This window comes from Algihabitans albus (assembly GCF_003572205.1).
In the GTDB taxonomy this organism is placed as follows: Bacteria; Pseudomonadota; Alphaproteobacteria; order Kiloniellales; family DSM-21159; genus Algihabitans; species Algihabitans albus.
Window position 1 is genome coordinate 493,352 of the sequence record NZ_QXNY01000004.1, and the last position, 20,280, is coordinate 513,631.

Here is a 20,280-nt window from a genome sequence, read left to right on the forward strand (position 1 = left end):
CATGACCGACAGCCTTCTCCTCGACAAAGCTCGCACGCTCGATCCGCTCGGCCTTGCCCAGCGGCTGATCCGCTGTCCGAGCGTCACGCCGGACGAAGGCGGGGCGCTGGATCTGCTGCAAGGCGAGTTGGAGGCCTTGGGCTTCGTTTGCCATCGCCTGCTCTTCTCCGAGCCCGGGACTCCGGACGTGGATAATCTCTATGCCCGGCTCGGCACGGCGCAACCCAACTTCTGTTTTGCCGGCCATACCGACGTGGTGCCGGTGGGGAGCAAGGCCGATTGGTCGTCCGACCCCTTCGCGGCCGAGATCCGGGGCACGGAATTGATCGGACGCGGCGCATCCGACATGAAGGGCGCCATCGCCTGCATGGTGGCCGCCATTGCGGACTACCTTGCGGAGCGGGGCCGTCCGGACGGTTCGATCTCGCTGCTGATCACCGGTGACGAAGAAGGTCCCTCGATCAACGGCACGCGCAAGATGCTGGCCTGGCTGGCCGAGCGGGGCGAACGCCTGGACGCCTGTCTGGTCGGCGAGCCGACCAATCCCGAGGCGTTGGGCGACATGGTCAAGATCGGTCGTCGCGGCAGCCTCACGGCGCAACTGACGGTCCAGGGCATTCAGGGCCATACGGCCTATCCCCACCTGGCCGACAATCCGGTGCATCATCTCGTCCGCCTGCTGCAGGCCGTGACATCTGAACCGCTCGATGCGGGCAGCGACCACTTTCAGCCCTCGACCCTGCAGGTCTCGACGGTCGATGTCGGCAATCCGGCGACAAACGTGATCCCGGCCAAGGCAACGGCCGCCTTCAATATTCGTTTCAACGACCTGCATAGCGGCGCCTCGCTGGAGGCTTGGCTGCGCGAGACCTTCGACGCGGTTATGTCCGCCGGTGCGAAACCCGACGGAGCGCGGGCGGCCTATGAGCTCAAGGTTCGGGTCTCGGGTGAGTCCTTCCTGACGCCGCCGGGACCGCTCTCCGATCTGCTGCAGACCGCGGTCGAGGCCGCGACGGGCCAACGCCCGCAGCTCTCGACCACCGGCGGCACGTCCGACGCGCGTTTCATCAAGGATGTTTGCCCCGTGGCCGAGTTCGGTCTGGTCGGCAAGACCATGCACCAGGTCGACGAGCGGGTGGCGGTGAGCGATCTCGTGACTCTGACGGAGGTGTACCGTCTGGTGCTGCAGGATTTCTTCGCACCCGTCTCGCAGGGTGCGCTGGCACAGCACGACGCTGATGGGAGCGGGACCGCGTGATCCTGCCGAGTCAGGCCGAAACCTTAAAGTCCCTCTACGCCGTCTGGCGGTTGCTGCGCGGCGACCGGAGCGCTGTAAGTCTGCTTGAAGAGGGCCCGGAGGGCTTCGTGAAGTCGTTCTTCGCCGCCGCGCTGGTGCTGCCCTTCTGGTTGCTGCACGAATGGATGCTGCTGAGCGACGAGCGCGTGGCGGGCGGCCTGCCGTTCCTCTTTGCGATCGAAGGCCTGACCTACGGGATTTCCTGGCTGGCCTTCCCCGTGGCGATGACCTTCGTCGCCGAGGCACTGGGGCGCAGCCAGCACTACTTCCGGCACATCGTCGTCTGGAACTGGGCCGTGGTGATTCAGGCCGCCTTCGCCGTTCCGGTCGCTGCTCTCGCCGGTGCCGCCGAGGTGGCCGCGTTGGGCGGGATTCTGCTGCTGGTGCAGATCGCGATCTTCGTCTACCAGTGGTACCTCACCCGCGTTGCCCTGCAGGTCGACTCCTTTCCTGCGGTCGGTATCGTCCTGATGGCCTGGGTCCTCGACCTTCTGGTTGCCGGTGTCGGCCACTCGATGATCGTGGGTTAGCGGGCCTTAGGCTCAGGCCGGCACCTGTCTGCGGCCGCTTGCGAAGACTTGGGTCCAAGCCAGAACGCGTACCGATTTGCGGAGGCCGGTCGGCCAGAAGGGATCTTTTTCGACCAGGGCCTCGGCCGCTTCGGCGCTTTCCGCTTCAACCAACCATAGACCGCCGGCCGCTGCTCCGTCTTTCGCGTCCTTGAGAGGGCCGGCGGCCTGTATCACTGCTGCATTTGCCTCCAGAAAACCTAGGTGCGCGGCCATGTGCTTGGCGCGCTCGTCGGCGCGATTCGGATCGTCTTCGAACAGAATTGCGTAGAGCATTGGATCTCTCTCTCTCTCTCTCTCTCTCTCTCTCTCTACTAGAGTGCCGCGGATTCGGCAGGTTCGACACGCCGTCAGTAGGTTACGTCCGTCAGATAGAGGCCGGCGGCCGGTGCGGTGGGGCCGGCCGCACGGCGGTCCCTGGCCTCCAAAGCTTGCGTCACCCGCTCGGGACTCCATTTTCCCTGACCGACCAATCGTAGGGTGCCGACCATGTTGCGCACCTGATGGTGCAGAAAAGAGCGGGCGGCGGCGTGGACCTTGATCTCAAGTCCGCCCGGTCCGCAGTCTCGCGCCTCGATACGCAGCTCGTCCAAGGTCTTTTCGGGGCTGGCCGCCTGACACTCGCTGGCACGGAAGGAGCTGAAGTCGTGGTGGCCGAGGAGGCGGTCGGCGCCGGCCTGCAAGGCGTTTGGATCGAGCCGCTGCGGCACCCACCAGACCTGTCCGCGCAACACGGCAGGCGGCGCCGGTCGGCAGAGAATGCGGTAGAGGTAGCGCCGTCCGGTCGCGGAGAAGCGTGCGTGGAAGTCTTCGCCGACGGGCTCTGCCGCCAGCACCGCGATGGGGGCGGGCTTCAGGTGGGCGTTTAGCGCTTTTGCCACCGTGGCGCTCTCCACGGACTTTTCGATGTCGACGTGAGCGACTTGCCCGGTTGCGTGCACGCCTGTGTCGGTGCGTCCGGCACCCTGTACCGTGGTGCGTTCCCCGCAGAAGCCGAAGACGGCTTCCTCCAAGGCGGCCTGAACGCTTGGGCCGTTGTCTTGGCGCTGCCAACCGACGAACGGACTGCCGTCGTATTCCAGGATCAACTTGTAGCGGGTCACGCGCCGACCTCTATCCGGGTGGCGGAAGACGGGAACCGGCCGGCAGCGGGAAACCGCGCAGAAAGGCCGCCGTTTCGGCGGGCGCCTTACCCGGGCGCTGCAAGCTGACCGGACGGAGCGCACCCGTCGCGCAGGCGACGGTCAAGGCATCGTCGATCACTTCGCCCGGATGGCCGCGACCCTCCGCGACCAACTCCGCGGCCAGCACTTTGATGCGCGTGCCGTTGGCGGTTTCGAAGAAGGCGCCCGGCCAGGGGGTGAAGGCGCGAACCTGCCGTTCCAGTTCGACGGCCGTCCGGCGCCAGTCCAGCCGGGCCTCGGCTTTCTCCAGCTTGGCGGCATAGGTTACGCCGTCACTGGCCTGGAGCTGCGGTTCGAGCCGGCCGGCGCCCCAGCCTGCGAGCGCCTCGACGATCAGGCCGGCTCCCAGAGAAGCCAAGCGGTCGTGCAGGCCCTGAGCCGTTTCCCGGTCGCCGATGACGAGGCTCCGCTCCAGCAAGACCGGGCCGGTGTCCAGCCCCGCCTCCATCTGCATGACGCAGATACCGGTCTCGCGGTCGCCCGCGAGGATCGCGCGCTGGATCGGTGCGGCGCCACGCCAGCGCGGCAGAAGGGACGCGTGAATGTTGAGGCAGCCGAGGCGCGGGCTGTCCAGCACCGCTTGCGGCAGAATCAGCCCGTAGGCGGCCACGACGGCCGCATCGGCGTCGAGCGCCGCGAAATCTGCCTGGGCCTGCGGACTGCGCAGGCTGCTGGGTGTCCGTACCGGCCAGCCCCGGGCTTCGGCCACCGCCTGTACGGGACTCGGTTGCAGCCTTTGGCCGCGCCCAGCCGGCCGTGGCGGCTGCGCGTAGACACAGGCAATCTCGTGTCCGGCTTCGCCGAGGGCCAGCAGGGCCGGCACGGCAAAGTCCGGCGTCCCCATGAAAACGAGGCGCAGGCGCGAGGATTCTCTATCGGTCTCGTTCATATCGGGGGGTGTAGCACGGTCGCGCGCCCTGGGGCAGACGAGGCCGGAGTTTAGACACGCCGACGGAAATCACACGACTCTGCTCTCAGCCAGATCCTGCTCTAATCCTATGGGAAAGCGATCCTGCCCTAAGCCAACCCCGAAACCTCCGTAGCAGTCGGCGCGCAGGGTGCCGCCACCCGCGGAAGCGCGCGTTCGGCAGGCAAGGTCAAGGTGATGGCCGTGCCCTTGCCGGATGTGCTTTCGATTGCAAGACTGCCGCCGTGCAGCTCCGCCAGATTGCTCGCGATGGTCAGGCCGAGACCCGTTCCCTGGTAGCGGCGTGCATGAGCGCTTTCGAGCTGGGTGAAAGGCTGCATCACCTTGTCGATCTCTTCGGGACTGATTCCGATACCGCGGTCGACCACGCTGATCTGCGGCCGGCCTGCCGAGTCGAGATCGGCGCGAACCGTGACGTCGGTGGCCGCGTCGCTGAATTTGAGCGCGTTGGACAGGAGATTAAGCAGAATCTGCACGAGAGCCCGGTGATCCACCCAAAGCGCTGGAGCCTTTTCCGAGCCCTCGATCTTCACCCTGGCACGATTGAATTCTCCACGTTCGGAGACCAGCCGTAGAGTATCGGAGATCAACTTTTCGAACTCGATCCGCTCCTCCTGCAGCTCATGCTGTCCGGCTTCGACCTTGGAGAGATCCAGGATATCGCTGATCAGGCTCAGGAGATGCCGGCCGCTGGCCTGAATGTCCCGGACGTAACTCAGGTAGCGACCCTGCAGCGGCCCGAAGGCCTCATGGCTCATGACCTCCGAGAAGCCGATGATGGCGTTGAGTGGAGTACGGAGTTCGTGACTCATGTTGGCGAGGAACTCGGACTTGGCGCGGTTCGCGAACTCGGCCTCTTCCTTGGCGGCGCGCAGCGCGCGCTCCGATGCCGTACGTTCCGTGACGTCCTCGTAGGTCGCCACGGCACTGCCGTCGGACATGCAGCGATGATGGATTTCGATCACCCGTCCGTTTTTCCGGACTTCTCGGCGGACTGTATCCTGTTCGAGACTGTAGAGCTGCAAACGGCGCTTCATGAAGGCGGTCGCTTCCTCCGGTGTCATCTCCTCTATGCGGGCGTAGGTCTTGGCCAGCGTGGTCAGTGCCGCGCCGGGCTTGGCCTCTTCCTCGGTGAAGCCCCAAAGATCGCGATAACGAGAATTGCAGGCGACGAGGCAGCAGTCGGAATCGAAGAGCGCGACCCCGACGGGCATGGTCGCCATCGCCAGCATCAAACGCTGTTGTGCTTTGCTGGCGGCCAGTTCGCTGACCCGCTGACGAATCACGAAAACGGCGAGACCCAACGCCAAAGCTGCGAGCGCCACTGCGACGGCGAGGAAGCCGGCCTGGAAGCGGTCGAGCGCAGCCTCCTGATCCCGGAGCAGGTTGAGGGCGGCTATGTTCGACTGTTCGAAGAGGGCGCTGACCTGGGACAGAGCATTGTCGGCCCGCAGCAAAGCCAAATCGAGCACGAGGTCGCTTTCGGCCTCGGCGCCATGGACGCCATCGTTCAGCCACCTGTTCAGGTCGATCAGTGCCGGGTGCAGCACGGCATGCAGTGCCGAGGCACCGACCAGATTGTCGAGGTTGTAGCTGTGGCGCACCTGATCGACGATGATCCGCGCGCGGAGCAGCTGGTAGCGAGCTTCGTCGAGATCCCGGTTTTCAGCCAGCTGTCGGCGAGTCCCCTCGAGCGAACGCACCAGTGCGGAGAGGTCGTGCACCAAGACCGCGACATCACGTTGCTGGCTCACGACCTCCACCGGAAGGCCATGCTGAACGCGAGTCACGCCCTCCTGCACGTAGGTGATCAGGCCGCCTGTGCTGCCAAGAATCAGCGCGACTGTGAGGTATGCTGTCAGCGGCAAGCGGGCGAGCAGACGCGTCATGGGGGCAGCAGGCCCGTCCCCCGGTAGAAGCGCTCCGCTCCGGGGTGAAGTGGCAACGGCAGTCCGTCCAGGGCCGAGTTCAGCCGGATCGTCCGGCCCCGTGCATGACCTTTCGCCAGCACTTCGTGTGTATCCTCGTTCCAGAGGACGGAGGTCACCCGATAGATCAAGTCCTCGTCCAGGTCGGCACGGGTCAGCAGAAGCGCCCCGACTTCGAGGCTCGCCGTTGCCGCGCTGTCCGGATAGAGCGCTGCGGGAATCAGCGCGGGTGCGAAGAAAGGCACGCGTGCGGCGATTGCCCTTTGCCGTTCGGCATCGATCGGTACCAGCGTGATCGGCAGCTCCGACGCGAGTGCCGTAATCGAGCGGACCGGCGCGCCTGCGACGGTGAAGAACGCTTCGAGTTGACCGGCGCGCATCCGCTGAATGGCGAGATCCGGCTTGATGTAAATCGGCTCGATTCTGGCCTCTCCCAGGCCATGCGCTTCGAGCACCAGCCGCGCCGCGATCAGCGTGCCGGAGCCTTCTTCGTCCAGCGACACCCGTTGACCACGCAGATCGTCGAAGCGTCGGATGCCGGCATCGGCCCGGGCCACGATATGCAGCGTTTCCGAATAGAGGCGGCCGATCGCCCGCAGCTCGCGCATCGGGGACCTGCCGGAAAAGATACCTTCGCCCCGATACCCCCAGTGGGCGATGTCGGCCTGAACGAGCCCCGCTTCCAGTCTCCGTGCCACAAGCTCTTTGACATTGGAGACCGAGCCGTTCGAAGCCTGGGCTACGGCGAGCATCCGCGGATCCGGGCAATCGTCGATGCAGGCCGCGCCGAGATGGTCGGTGAGTTGTGCCGCGATCAATCTGCCGATCGGATAGTACGTGCCCGCCGTGCCGCCGGTTCCGAGGCGAAAGAAAGTAGTGGTGCGGTCGGCGGCATCGGCCGGTGCTGCAGCTGCCGCAAGGATCAACCCGACCGTGGAGCCCACGGCCAACCTGACCGCCGCTCTTCTCGACAGGGTGAGCTCAAGCCGTCCTGCCGTTCCGTCAACCCTGTTCACCGCTCCCGCTCCTCACGTGCGACGGGGGTTGTCATCTACCAATAGGCGAAGACTGGCTTACACATGTTGCCGTCCCGTGTTCTCCAGGACTTTGGTCGTTGATCGATTTCCAGCGCAACACAAACTAAATCCTCTAGACCCTTAAGACCTCGTAAATCGGCGCAAATTCGGTGCAAATGCTTTCCGTATACTGTCAGGTGTCCATGCGCTGGTGCCGGCGAAAGATGACCGCCAGATTGTTGGCCGGCAACTCTTGCACTTCCGTGAGGCGAAGCCCCCTGCTTTCGGCCGTGGTGGCGACCTGTTCCAGATCGCGGATGCCCCAGGTCGGATTCCGCGCCTGCAGCGAGTCGTCGAAAGCCACGTTGCTGGAGGACGTGTGAGATCCGCCGCGCCGGAAGGGGCCATAGAGCAGGAGCGGTCCCTCGGTTGGGAGAAGTTGGGCGGCGCCCTTCATTAGGGCTTCGCAGCAGGACCAGGGTGCGATGTGAATCATGTTCACGCAGATCATCGCGTCGGCACTGGAAATCGGCCAAGGAAAACGAGTCACGTCGAGATCGATCGGCGGCCGTAGATTTTCGAGAGCGCTGCCCTCGGCGGCTTGGTGGTCGCGGATGCTTGCGCGCAGGTCCGGATCGGGCTCGCTCGGCTGCCATCGGAGCTGCGGCAGTGCGCGTGCAAAGAAGACGGCATGTTCTCCTGTACCGCTGGCGATTTCCAGCAGCGTGGCGTCTTTCGGCAGCGCCGCGACGAGGGGACGCAGCACCTCGAGAATCGGGTTTCTGTTCCGTGCCGTCGCTGGCGCATGGCGTCTGGCGTCGTCGGTTTGCGTCGACGGCGACAATTCGATCTTGTTTGCCGTTTGGTTAGGCCCATCTTGGCTCACGCGCGACGACTCCCTAAGAACCCGCTGAGTGGAAAGCCGCAGTCTGCCAAGGGTTGCCCCCGGGCGGAAGGCAATGATAGGCAGCTAGGCATCATGATGGACCGCATCCGTACATTTTTTCTCGACCGCGGCGGGGCGCCGGCCGAAGGCGCGCGTCACAGTGAGGACGAACTGCATCTGGCCGCGACCGCCTTGCTGGTCGAGGCGGCTTGCATGGACGACGACTTCGACGCCGAAGAAAGAGCGACGGTTCAGCGGATGCTCTCCGAGCGTTTCGGAATGGACCCCGCCGAAGCCGGTCGTTTGGTCGATCTGGCGGAGCAGAAAGTGGCCGAAAGCGTGGAGCTCTTCTCCTCCGTCCGAACGGTGAAGGATCGCTTCGATCACGATGAGCGGGTGGAGCTGTTGGAGATGCTTTGGGAAGTGGTCTACGCCGACGGCTCACTGCATGACTACGAGGCGAATCTCTTGCGCCGTCTGGCCGCATTAATTCACGTGACCGATCAGGAAAGCGGGCAGGCGCGCAAGCGCGCCTTGGCAAAGTTGAACATACAAGGGTAACTCCCCGTCCGTCGCCGAGCGGCTTTGCGGCTGAGGGGATTTGCTAAGGGGTCGAGAATCGGTGCGGTGCGCCTGGCGCCCGGCCATGAGGAGAATACGATCGCGATGACCTACGTCGTCACTGAAGCCTGCATCAAGTGCAAGTACACCGACTGCGTCGAGGTCTGCCCCGTGGACTGTTTCTACGAGGGTGAGAACATGTTGGTGATCCACCCCGATGAGTGCATCGACTGTGGCGTTTGCGAGCCCGAATGCCCGCCCGAGGCGATCCTTCCCGACACGGATCCGCAGGCGGACACGTGGCTGACGTTGAACAAGGATTTTTCAGAGGCCTGGCCCAACATTACACGCAAGAAGGATGCGCCCACAGACGCCGACGCCCACAGAGACGAAGAGAAAAAGTACGACAAGTACTTTTCGGATAAACCAGGGTTGGGCGACTGAGTGATCGCTGAAGTTTAAGAGGGCAGCCTGTGTCCGAAAACCTAAAGTTGATATTCAGAATTTTTATCTCTCAATGACTACGTCGTGTTGACTGCAAGAGCCTCGTGGTCGCGGGACGCTGCATTGCGGCGGTTGTTTCGAGAGGCTGATTGTAGTATATTAGTTTTGTGACACGATCCGTTTCTCCTCGATAGGAAAACCGGGTTCAGGTCGCAGCGTCTTGGGGAAACCGAGGCTGGCCATCTGCAGAACGGCGTGACGCAAGCCTTGCTCTATTAGCACGGCGGATGGCGCAAACTTCTGTATCGCAGGAAGCGGAGAGCCAGCATCGTGATCATCGGCAGAGTTCGAACGCGGATTGCGCTTTGGCGATTTGCGCCGGTTGCTTGCGTGCGATAGCGAGGCCGATGAGGAGAAGGGCAGTTGAAGTCGTGAGAGACCGCGGAAGGGCGTCCCGTGGGGTGAGACGATTTCGACGGAACGTTTGGCGCTCCGAAGTTGGTGAGAGGCAAGCGCGAGGGTTGCGCTTCGGTCTTGGCGGCAACGGAACCACGGCGGGCAACCGCGCGTCAGCGTCGACTTTGAGGCCGGCCACGGTCAAGCCCTCCGGACGATCATGGTCGAGGTACGCCAGAACGATGGAGCTCAAGTTCAATCATGGTCAAGAAGATCGAGTTCAGCGCCGGAGATTACGTGGTCTATCCGACACACGGCGTGGGTAAGGTTCTGGGGATCGAGACTCACGAGATTTCGGGCGAGACGATCGACCTGATCGTGATCAAGTTCGAGAAAGATCGCATGACGTTGCGTGTGCCGGTCGGCAAAGCCCAGCAGTCCGGTCTGCGTCGCCTGTCCTCCCGTAAAATGATGGACTCGGCGCTGGCGGCCTTGAAGGGCCGCAGCCGTGCCAAGAAGACCATGTGGAGTCGGCGCGCCCAAGAGTACGAGGCGAAGATCAATTCCGGCGATCCGGTTTCGATTGCCGAAGTCGTGCGTGACCTGCACCGCGCCGACGACCAGCCTGACCAGTCTTTTTCGGAGCGGCAGATGTATCAGGCCGCACTTGATCGCCTGGCCCGCGAACTGGCGGCGCTCGAGGCGATTGACGAGCAGGCTGCGGCCGAGAAGTTGGAGAAGCTTCTCAAGGCGGCCTAGACCTCAGCGGAGTCATCGCGGCCGCCGAATCTGAGCGACCGTGTCTCTTTTTTACCTCCATGTCCTGGCCTGCCCGCCGGTTTCAGACGATTGACGTGACGGCGGCCACGGGGTCATTTGCGCCATGAGCGATCAGGAGAAATTCGCTGTCCTGAGCGCCGCCCGGCGTGTCTGGGCGGTTGGATCGATCCATGGCGAGCGCGAGCGTCTGGAAGCGCTGCACGACGCACTCTGGCCGCGGCTGGAAGCCGGCGATCATCTGGTCTACCTGGGCAATGTTTTGGGCCGTGGGACCGATGTTCTCGGGACCATCAACGAGTTGCTCGCCTTCCGCTGCGGCGTGATGGCCCGCGAGCCGGCGGAAGCGCCGCACGTGGTGATTCTGCGTGGAGGGCAGGAGGAGATGTGGCAGAAGCTGCTTCAGTTGCAGTTCGCCACCGACCCGCGCGGCGTGCTCAACTGGATGCTCGCGCAAGGCGTAGGCGCAACCCTTTCGGCCTATGGCAGCTCCGCCGAGGAGGCCTTGCAGCGGGTGCGCGGTGGCGCGGTCGGTCTGACCCGCTGGACCCAGGATTTGCGACGGGCCATGCAGGCCCGTGAAGGCCATGTCGCGTTCATGGCCGCTCTGCGTCGCGCCTGTATGGCCGCACTGGACGGACGGCACGGCACCCTTCTGTTCGTCAACGCCGGATTGGATCCGACACGCCCGCTCGAGGCTCAGCGGGACTCTTTCTGGTGGTCGTCCGGCGGCTTTGGACGCTTAAGCGAGCCCTATGCCGGTTTCGCACGCGTTGTGCGCGGCTTCGCGCCGGGCCGGGAAGAGGGCGCACCAGGAATCGTCGAAACCGATCACACCGTGACGATCGATGCCGGTTGCGGTTTCGGTGGGCCGCTCGCCGCTGCCTGCTTCACGCTCGACGGAGCCCTTGTCGACCGCATCGAGGCCTGATCCGGAGACGCGGAGTCCCCTGCTCGCTCGCCTGCCGCTTCGAGTCCAAGTGATCGCGATTCGGTCCGGATTTAGCCGCTCTAGATGTGAATCGGGCGGCCATCGACGGCCAGCGCGGCTTCCTTGACGGCTTCGTTGAGCGTGGGGTGGCCATGGAACGAGCGCGCGAGGTCCTCCGCCGAGCCGCCGAACTCCATCGCGACCACAACTTCGTGGATCAGCGTGCCGGCTTCCGGCCCGATGATATGGGCGGCGAGAATACGGTCGCTGCGCCTATCGGCGATGATCTTGACGAAGCCGTCGGTGGAACCGGCGGCCCGCGCGCGACCGTTGGCGGTGAAAGGGAACTTGCCTACCCTGTAGTCGACGTCCTTGGCCTTCAGTTCCTCTTCGGTCGGGCCGACACTGGCAACCTCGGGCCAAGTGTAGACGATGCCCGGCACGGTCTCGTAGTTCACGTGGCCGGGCAGACCGGCCAGGCTCTCGGCGACCGCGACGCCTTCCTCCTCGGCCTTGTGGGCGAGCATCGGGCCGACAATCGCATCGCCGATGGCATAGACGCCTTCGGCCGAGGTCTTGAAGTGGCTGTCGGTCACGATTCGGCCGCGCTCGTCGGTTTCGACGCCGGCGGCCTCCAGGCCCAGCCCTTCGGTGAAGGGCTTGCGGCCGATCGCCACCAAGACCACATCCGCTTTGATCTCCTCCGCGTCGCCGCCCTTGGCCGGCTCGACGGTCAGGCTCACCCCCTGCTTGCCGGTCTTGGCGCCGGTCACCTTGGTGCCGAGTTTGAAGGCCATGCCTTGCTTGCCGAGAATTCGCTGGAACTGCTTGCCGATTTCCCCGTCCATGGTGGGGACGATACGGTCCAGGAATTCGACCACCGTCACTTTGGCGCCGAGACGCAGCCAGACCGAGCCCATCTCCAGTCCGATATAGCCGCCCCCGACCACGACCAGATGCTTCGGTACCTTGGGCAGGTCGAGTGCTCCAGTGGAACTCACGATCTGCTTCTCGTCCACCGTCAGACCTGGCAGGTCGACATGGGTCGAACCGCTGGCGATCACGATCTGCTTGGCGCTATAGGTCTTCGCCGCCTTCTGGCCCTTTACTTCGACGCGCCCGCCGCCCTGCAGGCTGCCGTGGCCCTTCAACCAATCGATCTTGTTCTTCTTGAACAGGAACTCGACGCCCTTGACGTTGGCCTCGACCACCTTGTCCTTGTGGCTGAGCATGGTCGGCAAATTCAGTTTCACCCGGCCGACCTCCACGCCGAAGTTGGACAGGGCGTGGTTCGCCTCCTCGAACTTCTCGCTGGCCTGTAAGAGCGCCTTCGAGGGGATACAGCCGACGTTGAGGCAGGTTCCGCCCAGCGTCTCGCGCGACTCCACGCAGGCGGTCTTCAGCCCCAATTGCGCCGCCCGGATGGCACAGACGTAGCCGCCCGGGCCCGAACCGATAACGATCACGTCGTAGTCGAAGGAGCCGGACTCGTCGCTCATGGAATGTCCTCTATGGCTGGCGGTGGAGGGCGGCGGGCAGATCCCCGATGCAAGTCACCCGCGCGCGGCGCACCATGCCGCAAAGCCGGTGCAGCGGCAAGGCGGCGAGGCCACCCGCCTCGTCCGGCTCACGACATCGCCGTTTCCGGCAGCTACTGCGGACGAACCAGCGCGTGCTTCTTGCGCCCGGCGGAGATCTTGACGACGCCCTCGGGAAGCAGCCTGTCGGGGCTGACCAGAGCCGTCTCGTCCTCGACCTTCTCGTCGTTCACGCGGGCACCGCCGCCCTTGATCAGGCGCCGCGCTTCGCCATTGCTGGCGCAGAGTCCCGCCTCTGCCAGCAGAGCGTAGAGCGGGATGCCGGCCGCCAGGCGCTCGGTCGGCACCTCCAAGGTCGGCAGCTGTGCAGCGACCGCGCCTTCTTCGAAGGTTCGCCGCGCGGTCTCGGCAGCTTCTTGGGCGGCCGCCTCGCCGCGGCAAAGCTTGGTCGCTTCAAGGGCCAGAACCTTCTTGGCCTCGTTGAGCTCCCGGCCCTGCAAGGCCTCCAGCCGCGCGATCTCCGGCAGCGGCAGGTCGGTAAAGAGTTTCAGGAAGCGCCCGACGTCGGCGTCGTCGCTGTTGCGCCAGTATTGGTAGTAGTCGTAGTGGCTCAGTCGCTTCGGCGACAGCCAGACCGCGCCGGCCGCCGTTTTGCCCATCTTCTGGCCGGAGGCCGTGGTGATCAGCGCTGTCGTCAAGCCGAACAGCTCGGCGCCGTCGACGCGCCGCCCCAGCTCGATGCCGTTGACGATGTTACCCCACTGATCGGAGCCGCCCATTTGCAAGCGGCAGTCGTGACGGCGCGACAGCTCCAGGAAGTCGTAGGCCTGGAGGATCATGTAGTTGAATTCGAGGAAGGTCAGCGGCTGCTCGCGCTCGAGCCGTAGACGCACCGAATCGAAGGTCAGCATGCGGTTGATCGTGAAGTGACGGCCGACGTCGCGCAGCAGCGGAATGTAGTGCAGCGCGTCGAGCCAGTCCGCGTTGTTCACTTGAATTGCTTGATCGGCTCCGAACGCCAGGAAGTTTTCGAAACTTCTTCGGATCTCGGTGATGTTGTCCGCGATCTGTGCGTCGCTGAGCAGTTGGCGGGTCTCGTCCTTGCCGGAGGGGTCGCCCACCTTGGTGGTTCCGCCACCCATCAGTACGACGGGACGGCCGCCGCAGAGCTGAAGCTGCCGCAGCATCATGATGGAGACGAGATGACCGACATGCAGAGAGTCGGCCGTTGCGTCGTAGCCGACATAGGCCGTCACCCCGCCCTCCCGTGCCAGGGCGTCGAGACCGTCCAGATCCGTACACTGGTGGATGTAGCCGCGTGCCTGCAGGGTTTGCAGGAACTCGGAGCGAAGAGCGGTCATCGGCCTGAGATTCGTTGGTGAAAGGCGTTCGGCAAGCTGGTTGCCAGGAGGGCGCTCGCTTAGCACACTCCCCCGGTCGCCTCAACGCCTGCTCGGAAAACGCGGAGCCTTTTCAGTATGTCCCTGGCCGTTGGCCTGATGAGCGGTACGTCCCTCGACGGTATCGACGCAGCTCTGATCGACAGCGATGGAGACGCCGAGGTTCGGCCTGTCGCCTTCGACAGCCACCCTTACGATCCGGCGTTCCGCGCGCGCTTGCGGGCTTTGCTTGGCGGACGCGCGGCGGCGCCCGAACTGGCCGGAGAGATCGCGGCGGTCGAACTGGCCCTGACCGAACGCCACACGGCCGCCGTCAGAGGGCTGCTCGCGACGGCCGGTGCCGCTCCTGGCGAGATAGCCGTAGTCGGCTTCCATGGTCAGACTCTGCTGCATGCACCCGAGGTACGCCGCACCTGGCAAATCGGCGATGGTGCGCTCTTGGCGCAACAGCTCGGCATTCCGGTGGTCAACGACTTCCGTAGCGCCGATGTGGCGGCCGGTGGAGAGGGCGCGCCCTTCGCCCCGCTATTTCATCAGGCGCTGATCGCCTCCACCCTTCCGGATCCAAGCGAACGGCCGGTGGCGGTGCTGAACCTCGGGGGCGTCGGCAACGTGACCTGGATCGGGTCGGCGAGTCAGCCGCCGATCGCCTTCGATACCGGTCCGGGGAATGCGTTGATCGATGACTGGTGTGCCAAGCATGCCGCTTTGACCTGCGATCTGGACGGCGCCTTGGCACTCGCCGGCAGAGCGGACGCCGCGGCCCTGGCGGTCTTGATGTCGCACCCTTACTTCGCGCGGCCCGCCCCTAAGTCGCTGGATCGGGATGCCTTCGATCCCGCCGCTGTCTCGGGTCTCTCCGTCAGTGACGGGGCTGCGACCTTGACCGAGTTCACGGCTGCCAGCGTGGCGGCGGCGCTGCCGCTCTTGCCGTCGCCGCCAAGGCGCTGGCTGGTCACCGGCGGCGGACGCAAGAACCCGGCGATCATGCTGGCCCTGCGCGCGCGCCTTGGTGCCGCAGTGGAGAGTCTGGAGGCCGTCGGCTGGGACGGCGACGCTCTCGAGGCTCAGGCTTTCGCCTATCTGGCTCTCCGCAGCCGCGCCGGACTGCCGCTGTCCCTGCCCACGACGACCGGCGTTGCCCTGCCGACCGCAGGCGGTCAATTGCATCTCCCCGAGATTTAGGACAGGCTCACGCATATGCCTGTATTCTGAAGGCTGACCTCTCAACGGAGAGTTTCGGTAGACGATGGAGGACGCTAGCTCGCACGCCTTCGAAGTGTCCGACCAGCTTTCGGAAGACTGCTACCGGGAAGTCGAGCGGGTCGAAGAGATCAGCGATCCTATGCTGGCCGAGGTTTTTCGCTATTGGCACAGCCTAGCCGCGGGGCGCGCGATGCCGCTGGCGCGTGAGGTCGATCCTCTCGGGCTGCCCCGCCGTGCGCTCGGGTACATATTCCTGGTCGATGTGGAGCACCGCGAAGCCGGCAGGCTTAGGTTCAGGGTGCGCCTTGCGGGCACCCATGCCGTCGAGCAGGCCGGTTTCGATCCGACGGGTCGCTACGGCGAAGAAGTTCCGGGTTCGGAACCGGTCGCTGCGCGCATGGCCAATGCCGTGGCGAGTGGCCGGCCCTACGTGGCCGACGTCCCGCTGACCTGGTCGAGCCGAAACTACAAACGGTACGTGACGCTGGTCTGCCCGCTGGCCGATGAGGATGTCGCACCCGGCGCAGCATCCAAGGTCACCCGATTGCTCGCGGTGATCCACTTCCAGTGACGTCGTGACGAGGTCCTGTCAGCTCGCCTTCTTGCCGGCCTGCTGCGTATCGGTATGGCGGTTCAGGTAGTCGTGAACCGACAAGGAAAGCTGATCGAGCTGGGTAGCGAAGAAGTGGTTGGCACCCTCGATCAACGCATACTCGATCTCGATGTCGCGCTGGTTCTGCAGTTTGTCGATTAACTTCTTGACCGACCCTTCGGGCACGATCTCGTCGGATTTGCCCTGCACGACCAAGCCCGACGAAGGGCAAGGCGCAAGGAAGGAAAAGTCGTAAAGATTGGCGGGCGGGGCCACCGAAATGAAACCGCTGATCTCGGGGCGACGCATCAGCAGCTGCATGCCGATCCAGGCCCCGAAGGAAAAGCCGGCTATCCAACAGGCGCGCGCATTCTCATTATAGCTCTGGAGCCAATCCAGCGCGCTGGCGGCGTCCGACAATTCGCCTTCGCCGCGGTCGAAGACACCTTGGCTGCGCCCGACGCCGCGGAAATTGAAGCGCAAAACGGAAAAACCCCGCTGCGCGAAAATCTGATAGAGGGCGTAGACCACCTTATTGTTCATCGTGCCGCCGTGCTGCGGGTGCGGATGCAACAGCAGAGCGATCGGCGCGGTCGGACCCTTGCCGTGCTGGTAGCGCCCTTCGAGGCGGCCTTCGGGACCGTTGAAAATGACTTCGGGCATGCTTGAACTTTCCTGAATTCCTGGAGTCTTCGACGCGATCGCTTCCCTGGCATGACAGCGGGTTGACCGCATCATCTTTTCGTCGGTGTCACCTCTGCAATGCCTCAGCGGGCAGATATCAGAGGCGCGAATAGTTGACCGCAGAACTCGGACAACCATATTATGGCATCCGAAACGATCTGCGGGCCCGGCTGCCCGCAGACTGCGATACCGCAAAGGCCGCGGACCATACCGGCGGGTAAAGCCATGTTCAAGACACTCCGCGAGGACATTGACGCTACTATGGCACGCGATCCGGCCGCCCGGTCGCGGCTGGAAGTGGCACTTTGTTACCCCGGTTTCCAGGCTCTTTTGATATACCGCCTCGCGAATTCGCTTTGGCGTCGGCGCTTTCATTTGCTCGGCCGCTGGGTCTCCCAGATCGCTCGCCTGCTGACGGGTATCGAGATCCATCCCGGCGCGATCATCGGACGACGCCTGTTCATCGACCACGGCATGGGCGTGGTGATCGGCGAAACCGCTGAGATCGGCGACGATGTCACGCTGTATCACGATGTCACGTTGGGAGGTGTTGCGCCCTCGATCGACAGCGATCAACAGCGCAACCAGAAGCGTCATCCGACATTGCAGGACAATGTGATCGTCGGCTCCGGCGCCCAGGTTCTCGGACCGATTACGGTCGCACGCTGCGCCCGCGTCGGCGCTAATGCGGTTGTGACGAAAGATGTCGCCGCCGGAGTGACGGTGGTTGGCGTGCCCGCACGCGCGGTCGGCGATCAAACCGCTCGCCTGGAAGCAGCGGATGCACGCTTCGTCGCCTACGGAACCCCGACCGGCGATATACCCGACCCCGTAGCTCGGGCTCTCGACGGTCTCCTGAACGAAGTTCATGGATTGCGCGCGCAGGTGCGGGACCTGGAGGCGAAGCTGGGTGAGCAGGCCGGGCCGAAGCCCACGGGGTCCGAACGCGCCCAAGCGAAACGCGGCGTCGCGCACAACGGTGAAGAACCCGCGAAAAGCGAAAAGTCCGCCTGTTAAAGCGGAGCAGTACCCGGGACGAAGAGGCAAGCGCCCCCGGAGAGATGAGAGGTCTGAACTGATGAAGCTTTCGACTAAAGGCCGTTACGCCGTGATGGCGATGTGCGACCTGACCGCCAACGGCAAGGGCCGTCCGGTCTCTCTGGCCGACATCGCCGAGCGTCAGGAAATCTCCCTGTCCTATCTAGAGCAGCTCTTTGCAAAGTTGCGCCGCGGCGGTCTGGTCAAGTCCGTACGCGGGCCCGGTGGCGGTTACCTGCTGGCACGCGAGGCCGAAGCGACCCGGATCGCAGATATCATTCTGGCTGTCGACGAGCCCATTCGCGCGACGCGTTGCATGCCCGGTCAACCCTTCGGCTGCCGCTCCAACCAGACCCGCTGTATGACGCACGATCTCTGGGAAGAGCTGGGCAATCAGATCTACCTCTATCTCTCCTCGGTCAGCGTTGCCGACGTCGTCGAGCGTCGGGTGCTCGGCAGCAGCGGGCTGATTCAGACGGACCGGGATTTCCAACCGCCGATCGCCGCTCAGTAGGCCGGCCTCCCGGGAGTGCCATGATCGAGCCGGTCTATCTCGACTACAACGCAACGGCTCCGCTGTGCCCGGAGGCCTTGGCGGCCATGACTGCGGCCTTGGCGGTGACCGGAAACGCCTCATCTCCGCACGGGTTCGGGCGGCGAGCGCGGCGACTCGTGGAGGATGCGCGCGAGCAGGTGGCGTCCTTCGTCGGTGCCCGGCCGGAGCAGCTTGTGTTCACCGGAGGCGGCACGGAAGCGAACAACCAGGCCTTACGCGCCCATGGCCGGCCCCGCGTGCTCGTCTCGGCAGGTGAACACGCCTCGGTGCTGCAGGCGGTGCCGGAGGTCGTCCGGGTTCCGCTGCGCCGCGACGGTGTGGTGAGCTTGGCCAAGCTGGCCAGCCTCCTCGCCGGTGATACGGCGCCGGCCATCGTTTCCTTGCAGCTCGCGAACAACGAAACCGGTGTGATCCAGCCCGTGGCGGAGGCGGCGGCGCTTGCCCGCGAGTTTGGGGCTCTGGTGCACTGCGATGCCGTTCAGGCCGCCGGTAAGATTCCTGTGGATTTCGCCCTGCTCGGTGTCGATCTGATGAGCCTGTCGGCGCACAAGCTTGGCGGGCCGCAAGGGATCGGAGCGCTGGTCGTGGCCGACGATGTGGCGCTGCAGCCGTTTCTTCTCGGTGGCGGTCAGGAGCGTGGGCGGCGCGCCGGTACGGAAAACGTGGCGGCTATTGCCGGCTTCGGTGCCGCCGCCGCCGTGGTACGGCAGACCTTGGCCCACCTGGAGGCGCGACGCGATGCCTTCGAGGTTGAGCTGAGAGGTCTGGCCCCCTCCGCCGTGATCTTCGGTGCCGAGGCGCCGCGCCTGCCCAACACGACCTGCCTTGCTTTACCCGGTTTGACGTCCGAGAGTCAGCTGATGGCGCTCGATCTGGCCGGTATCGCGGTGTCCTCCGGTTCCGCCTGCTCCTCCGGCAAGGTGGCGCCCTCGCATGTTCTGGGCGCGATGGGGGCATCGACTGAGGAAGCTAAGGCGGCGCTGCGGATTTCCACGGGCTGGGCCAGCGGCGACTCCGACTATGCGCGCTTCCTCGAAGCTTGGCGGCCCTTGGCGCAGAGGTTTCCGGTGACCGGAAGCGCCGTTGCGAAAGGTGCGGTCACGGCATGAGCGATTCACGCCCGACCCATCTCCCGAACCGCCGTCCGAGGGGCATTTATCTGGATTATCAGGCGACCACGCCGACCGACCCGCGCGTCGTCGAGGTCATGTTGCCCTGGTTCACCGAACAGTTCGGCAACCCCCATAGCGACGCCCATGCCTACGGCTGGGACGCGGAGGAGGCCGTGGAGCGAGCCCGCGGTCAGGTCGCGGCGAGTCTGAACGCCGATGCGCGCGAGATCGTCTTTACCTCCGGTGCGACAGAATCCAACAACCTCGCGATCAAGGGGGCGGCGCGCTTTCGCCGGAGTCACGAGGGCCGTAACCGGGTGGTGACGCTGGAAACCGAGCACAAGTGCGTTCTGGAATCGACGCGCGCCTTGGCGCGGGAGGGGTTCGAGACCGAGATCCTGCCGGTCCGTCCCGACGGTCTGGTCGATCTGGATAGACTGGGTGCCGCGCTCGACGAGCGGACAGCCCTGGTCTCCGTCATGGCCGTCAACAATGAGATCGGCGTGATCCAGCCGCTGCCGGCGATCGCCGAGCGCGTCCACGCCGCCGGTGCCTGGCTGCATGTCGATGCCGCTCAGGCGGTGGGCAAGGTTCCCCTCGACGTCGTCACGGCGGGTATCGATCTGCTCAGTCTTTCCGGCCATAAGCTCTATGGTCCCAAGGGTGTCGGCGCGCTTTATGTGCGCCGCCGTCCGCGCGTGCGGCTGGAGCCGCTGTTCGATGGCGGCGGACAGGAACGGGGCTTGCGAAGCGGCACCTTGCCGACGCCGCTCTGCGTCGGCTTGGGAGAGGCTTGCAGCCTCGCGTCCGCCGAGCGGGAGGCAGAGGCCTCGCGTCTCGAGGGTCTGCGCCAGGCCTTCCTCGCGGCGATCGAGGCGAAGCTTGGACCCATCGCGGCCAACGGCAGCTTGGAGGCGCGCATCCCCGGTAATCTTAATCTCTGTTTTCCCGGAGCCCCCGCCGACAAGATCATGGCCGCCGCGCGCGGCCTTGCCGTCTCCACCGGCAGCGCCTGCAGTTCCGCGGCGGTGGAGCCCTCCTACGTTCTGCGTGCCCTGGGGCTGAGCGACGCGGATGCCGCCTGCTCTCTGCGGATCGGCTTCGGGCGCATGACCACAGCCGAGGAGGTCGGGCGCGCCGCCGACTTGCTGGCCGCTGCCGTCGTGGCGGTGCGCGCCGCCGCCGCCGCTGCGGAATAGATCGGCTCAGCCGTCTGGCAAAAGCAGCCGTCATTCGC

The 20,280-nt window shown here is 64.8% G+C and carries 21 protein-coding genes; 12 read left to right on the forward strand and 9 right to left on the reverse strand.

Annotated features, from left to right (window positions below; translation table 11 throughout):
* The first annotated feature begins 1 nt into the window (after position 1).
* Both dapE and DBZ32_RS12415 read left to right on the forward strand, forming a co-directional pair.
* A complete protein-coding gene (gene dapE, locus DBZ32_RS12410; RefSeq protein ID WP_119167451.1) occupies positions 2 to 1,258 on the forward strand; it encodes a succinyl-diaminopimelate desuccinylase in 1,257 nt (418 codons plus the stop codon).
* Positions 1,255 to 1,827, forward strand: a complete 573-nt coding sequence (locus DBZ32_RS12415) for a hypothetical protein (RefSeq protein WP_119167452.1) — start codon at positions 1,255 to 1,257, stop codon at positions 1,825 to 1,827. The genes dapE and DBZ32_RS12415 overlap by 4 nt, the downstream gene beginning before the upstream one ends.
* A 12-nt stretch (positions 1,828 to 1,839) precedes the next feature.
* Here the strand turns inward: DBZ32_RS12415 and DBZ32_RS12420 are convergent, their stop codons facing one another.
* The 6 genes from DBZ32_RS12420 to DBZ32_RS12445 form a co-directional block, all read right to left on the reverse strand.
* Complete coding sequence (locus DBZ32_RS12420) at positions 1,840 to 2,142, reverse strand: YciI family protein (protein WP_119167453.1); 303 nt, start codon at positions 2,140 to 2,142, stop codon at positions 1,840 to 1,842.
* 74 nt (positions 2,143 to 2,216) lie between these two features.
* Entirely contained in the window at positions 2,217 to 2,969 is a 753-nt protein-coding gene (gene truA / locus DBZ32_RS12425; RefSeq protein WP_119167454.1) for a tRNA pseudouridine(38-40) synthase TruA, read from the reverse strand.
* 10 nt (positions 2,970 to 2,979) lie between these two features.
* Entirely contained in the window at positions 2,980 to 3,939 is a 960-nt protein-coding gene (gene fmt / locus DBZ32_RS12430; RefSeq protein ID WP_208539207.1) for a methionyl-tRNA formyltransferase, read from the reverse strand.
* A 128-nt stretch (positions 3,940 to 4,067) separates the two neighbouring features.
* Entirely contained in the window at positions 4,068 to 5,867 is a 1,800-nt protein-coding gene (locus tag DBZ32_RS12435) for a sensor histidine kinase (RefSeq protein ID WP_119167455.1), read from the reverse strand.
* Positions 5,864 to 6,922 (reverse strand): TAXI family TRAP transporter solute-binding subunit, encoded by a 1,059-nt coding sequence (locus tag DBZ32_RS12440; RefSeq protein ID WP_119167456.1) that lies wholly within the window; start codon positions 6,920 to 6,922, stop codon positions 5,864 to 5,866. The genes DBZ32_RS12435 and DBZ32_RS12440 overlap by 4 nt, the downstream gene beginning before the upstream one ends.
* Positions 6,923 to 7,115: 193 nt before the next feature.
* Positions 7,116 to 7,808, reverse strand: coding sequence for a DUF938 domain-containing protein (locus DBZ32_RS12445; protein WP_268877943.1), 693 nt, complete (start codon positions 7,806 to 7,808; stop codon positions 7,116 to 7,118).
* Positions 7,809 to 7,901: 93 nt separating this feature from the next.
* Here DBZ32_RS12445 and DBZ32_RS12450 point away from each other — a divergent pair, with 93 nt between their 5' ends.
* From DBZ32_RS12450 to DBZ32_RS12465, 4 genes are all read left to right on the forward strand, one after another.
* Positions 7,902 to 8,369 (forward strand): tellurite resistance TerB family protein, encoded by a 468-nt coding sequence (locus DBZ32_RS12450; RefSeq protein ID WP_162906736.1) that lies wholly within the window; start codon positions 7,902 to 7,904, stop codon positions 8,367 to 8,369.
* A 105-nt stretch (positions 8,370 to 8,474) separates the two neighbouring features.
* Positions 8,475 to 8,813, forward strand: a complete 339-nt coding sequence (fdxA, locus tag DBZ32_RS12455) for a ferredoxin FdxA (RefSeq protein ID WP_119167794.1) — start codon at positions 8,475 to 8,477, stop codon at positions 8,811 to 8,813.
* A 657-nt stretch (positions 8,814 to 9,470) separates the two neighbouring features.
* Positions 9,471 to 9,968: a CarD family transcriptional regulator gene (locus DBZ32_RS12460; protein WP_119167457.1), complete on the forward strand. Its 498-nt coding sequence runs from the start codon at positions 9,471 to 9,473 to the stop codon at positions 9,966 to 9,968.
* Between the two features lie 124 nt (positions 9,969 to 10,092).
* The gene (locus DBZ32_RS12465; RefSeq protein ID WP_119167458.1) at positions 10,093 to 10,917 is read left to right on the forward strand and encodes a hypothetical protein; all 825 of its coding nucleotides are present in this window, start codon (positions 10,093 to 10,095) and stop codon (positions 10,915 to 10,917) included.
* A gap of 80 nt (positions 10,918 to 10,997) precedes the next feature.
* On the opposite strand, the gene lpdA is transcribed toward DBZ32_RS12465, so the two are convergent.
* Complete coding sequence (gene lpdA / locus DBZ32_RS12470) at positions 10,998 to 12,416, reverse strand: dihydrolipoyl dehydrogenase (RefSeq protein WP_119167459.1); 1,419 nt, start codon at positions 12,414 to 12,416, stop codon at positions 10,998 to 11,000.
* Between the two features lie 152 nt (positions 12,417 to 12,568).
* The gene (tyrS, locus tag DBZ32_RS12475; RefSeq protein ID WP_119167460.1) at positions 12,569 to 13,816 is read right to left on the reverse strand and encodes a tyrosine--tRNA ligase; all 1,248 of its coding nucleotides are present in this window, start codon (positions 13,814 to 13,816) and stop codon (positions 12,569 to 12,571) included.
* A gap of 117 nt (positions 13,817 to 13,933) precedes the next feature.
* Between tyrS and DBZ32_RS12480 the strand changes: the two genes are divergently transcribed.
* Together DBZ32_RS12480 and DBZ32_RS12485 are read left to right on the forward strand one after the other, a co-directional pair.
* On the forward strand, positions 13,934 to 15,040 hold the full coding sequence (locus tag DBZ32_RS12480; RefSeq protein WP_119167461.1) for an anhydro-N-acetylmuramic acid kinase: 1,107 nt from the start codon (positions 13,934 to 13,936) through the stop codon (positions 15,038 to 15,040).
* Positions 15,041 to 15,104: 64 nt separating this feature from the next.
* Complete coding sequence (locus DBZ32_RS12485) at positions 15,105 to 15,632, forward strand: PAS domain-containing protein (protein WP_119167462.1); 528 nt, start codon at positions 15,105 to 15,107, stop codon at positions 15,630 to 15,632.
* Positions 15,633 to 15,650: 18 nt separating this feature from the next.
* On the opposite strand, the gene DBZ32_RS12490 is transcribed toward DBZ32_RS12485, so the two are convergent.
* On the reverse strand, positions 15,651 to 16,316 hold the full coding sequence (locus DBZ32_RS12490) for an alpha/beta hydrolase (RefSeq protein WP_119167463.1): 666 nt from the start codon (positions 16,314 to 16,316) through the stop codon (positions 15,651 to 15,653).
* Between the two features lie 246 nt (positions 16,317 to 16,562).
* On the opposite strand from DBZ32_RS12490, the gene cysE reads away from it, so the two are divergent.
* The 4 genes from cysE to DBZ32_RS12510 all read left to right on the forward strand — a co-directional run bounded on the left by cysE (position 16,563) and on the right by DBZ32_RS12510 (position 20,242).
* Entirely contained in the window at positions 16,563 to 17,354 is a 792-nt protein-coding gene (gene cysE, locus DBZ32_RS12495; RefSeq protein WP_119167464.1) for a serine O-acetyltransferase, read from the forward strand.
* A 61-nt stretch (positions 17,355 to 17,415) separates the two neighbouring features.
* The gene (locus tag DBZ32_RS12500) at positions 17,416 to 17,889 is read left to right on the forward strand and encodes an Rrf2 family transcriptional regulator (protein ID WP_119167465.1); all 474 of its coding nucleotides are present in this window, start codon (positions 17,416 to 17,418) and stop codon (positions 17,887 to 17,889) included.
* A gap of 20 nt (positions 17,890 to 17,909) precedes the next feature.
* Positions 17,910 to 19,040, forward strand: coding sequence for a cysteine desulfurase family protein (locus DBZ32_RS12505; RefSeq protein WP_119167466.1), 1,131 nt, complete (start codon positions 17,910 to 17,912; stop codon positions 19,038 to 19,040).
* A complete protein-coding gene (locus DBZ32_RS12510) occupies positions 19,037 to 20,242 on the forward strand; it encodes a cysteine desulfurase family protein (protein WP_119167467.1) in 1,206 nt (401 codons plus the stop codon). The genes DBZ32_RS12505 and DBZ32_RS12510 overlap by 4 nt, the downstream gene beginning before the upstream one ends.
* The last annotated feature ends 38 nt before the right edge of the window (positions 20,243 to 20,280 follow it).